Genomic DNA, 2720 nt, shown 5'->3' with positions numbered 1-2720 from the left:
ATTTTGTTGATTCTCAATTAACAAAGCTACTTTTAGGAACAATAGGATTAATAATTTGTGCTTTACTCCCATATGAAATATGGAAAAAACGAATAGTCTCAATCTGTATTATGGTTGGGGGGATTTTTTTATTAATTATGGTTTTATGGAAAGGAAAAGTGGTAAATAATGCTCAATCATGGATCTTTGGAATACAGCCAGCTGAATTTCTTAAATTAGGAACAATCCTTGTAACAGCCCGTTTTTTTGCATTGCGACAAGAACAAGCTAAAAATAACTGGCGTGGTATCGGAAAACTTTTATTTTTTTTAGCTACAATTTTTTTTCTTATCTTTAAACAACCAAATTTAGGATCTGCACTTTTAATATTAGGTATAGGTTTTAGCATATTTCTTTGTTCAGGAATAAATATAAATCTACTAATCAAAAGAACTACCATCGGTTCTATTTTATGGTTACCTATTTTATATTATTTGATTCAATATAGTTTATCAACAGTTCAAAAGACACGTATTACTACGATTTTCAATCCCTTTCTTGATGCGCAAGGAAATGGATACCAGCTTGTAAACTCTTTTATTGCCATTGGCTCTGGAGGAAGCACTGGTCGTGGATTTGGAAATAGCATACAAAAAACAGGTTATCTTCCAGAACCACACACTGATTTTATAATGGCAATAGTTTCTGAAGAACTAGGATTTATTGGTGTATTTATTCTATTGGTTGGAGTTTTGACTATGGTACTTCGCTCCTTAAAAATTGCACAATTATGTGTAGATCCATTCGGCAGTTTTATAGCAATTGGTATAGGATGTATGATTGGTATGCAATCAGTTGTAAATTTAGGTGGTATTACGGGACTATTTCCTCTTACAGGTACTCCATTTCCATTTGTAAGTTTTGGTGGAAGTTCTTTAATGGTCAATTTAATAGCAATAGGAATATTGCTTAATATCTCAATTTTCAATAAAATAAGACTTTCTCCTTTTTAAAATCTATTGTACTATAGTCATTTTTGTTACATTTAGAGAGATTATACAGGCTTTCAGAATGATTTGATCAAACTGTAGATTTATTAATTTTAGACGAACATTTAAAATATTTTATAGCATAGAATAGACAGTATACAGTAGACACCACTAATATCTACTAGGTGAATAAAAATGAAGGAGAAAATAAATGACTCTAAATATAAATAGAGTATTCCCACGTAATTGGTATGCTGTGAGTTATGCAAAAGATATAAAAAAGATTCCAGTAAAAAAAAGAGTTGCTGGCAAAGATTTTGTATTATATCGGGATGAAAAAGACGAAGTTCAGGCCCTATCACCTTACTGCCCTCATCGTGGCGCTGACTTATCACTGGGACAAGTAGTAAATGGTAAACTAGTCTGTCCCTACCATGGTTGGGAGTTCGATAGTTGTGGTACTTGTGTAAGAATTCCATCCCAACCCAATAAACCTATCCCGAAATTTGCTCATACCCTGTAAAAGAAAAGATTGGGTTGATTTGGATATATCCTGATAATGAGGAAACTCCACCTGAATGGCAAACTTTTCATGTAATGGAGAACACTCCTTTTAAACTCTCTTTCTTCCACGCCACTTGGAATGCACACCTTACTCGATCAATCGAATCTGTGCTGGATATTGCTCATCTTGCTTATGTACATAAAAAAACGATTGGTAGAAAAACAAAAGCCGAATCAACCAATTATAAGCTGGAGGGAACACTGGATCAGTTTATATTCTCAAATGGTGATGCTTACCTTGAATACAAATTCCCACATCAGTGGATGCTTCACAGTGGCAAACAGGAGAATGAGTCATTTATTCAGTACATTACGTTTACACCAATTGATGAAGAAGAGACATTAATTATGGGATATACCGGAAGGACATTTTTAAAGTACTTCCCTTTACTAGACCAAATTTTAGCTAAATTTAGTTTAAGAGTACTAAAAGAGGATCAAATTATTGTAGAAAGTCAACATCCTAGACCTATACCAGAAGCTTTAAAAATGGAGGCCCATGTTCATGCAGATATGGTTCAAGTTCAGTTTAGAAAACGTTGGTTTCAGTTTTTACAAAATGGGTCTTGTTTTTCACTTGATTAAAGGCACGTAACGCAGTATTAAATATAGGTGTAGTGATGTTGATAGACGTGGATGATACCCCATCGCCATCAAGCTAAAATTTTATAGTACCCCCTGAACCCAATTTTGTACTAACTCGTAACAAAAAATCCCTTCAAAAAAAGAAAGGCGCCTATGCACCTTTCTTTTGTAATTCATTCTCACTCTCTTAGCATTCAGAATCCCTTATGAATCACTTTAATGCGTCATTGTACGGACCTAATTACTCTTTAAAAAAGTAATAATTTGTCTCCTTACTTTTCAGTAACATATTTCCTCTTATTATTAAAAATAAGTCGTTTCTGCTTAATATTTTTACTATAACTCTAACTAGTGCTAACCAAAGGATCATAATAAGCCAAATATAATTTATTAATCACGTTTAAAGTACATAAGTCTGCACTGATTGAAAATGCAGAACCAGCATTAATATCGTTTAGCGTATTCCTAATCCGCTAACGACTTAAATCACCTTATTTCACTCTCTTCGGTAAAGCTGAGCCTGAATGTTCAATTACTGGATGAACATAAACATTAATGTCAGCATTACTAAAATAATTTTCACCTTGATCCCAATTCTTACTT

1 protein-coding gene and 3 pseudogenes are annotated in these 2720 nt (G+C 33.2%); 2 read left to right on the top strand and 2 right to left on the bottom strand.

The window, feature by feature from the left end:
* Together ABWK52_RS26805 and ABWK52_RS26800 are read left to right on the top strand one after the other, a co-directional pair.
* Window positions 1–992 (top strand): FtsW/RodA/SpoVE family cell cycle protein (locus tag ABWK52_RS26805; protein WP_353772258.1); only part of this gene is annotated, 992 nt, incomplete at its 5' end.
* Between the two features lie 187 nt (window positions 993–1179).
* Window positions 1180–2117: pseudogene (locus ABWK52_RS26800) on the top strand (Rieske 2Fe-2S domain-containing protein).
* Window positions 2118–2358: 241 nt separating this feature from the next.
* On the opposite strand, the pseudogene ABWK52_RS26795 reads toward ABWK52_RS26800, so the two are convergent.
* Together ABWK52_RS26795 and ABWK52_RS26790 are read right to left on the bottom strand one after the other, a co-directional pair.
* Window positions 2359–2427 (bottom strand): annotated as a pseudogene (locus ABWK52_RS26795) (HXXEE domain-containing protein); the annotation flags it as partial.
* 181 nt (window positions 2428–2608) lie between these two features.
* Window positions 2609–2720 (bottom strand): annotated as a pseudogene (locus ABWK52_RS26790) (Ger(x)C family spore germination C-terminal domain-containing protein); the annotation flags it as partial.

This window comes from Bacillus sp. AP50, assembly GCF_040492675.1.
GTDB classification, from domain to species: domain Bacteria; phylum Bacillota; class Bacilli; order Bacillales; family Bacillaceae_G; genus Bacillus_A; species Bacillus_A cereus.
Note: the sequence above shows the minus strand (reverse complement) of the source record. Positions and strands in the feature narration are given on the sequence as shown.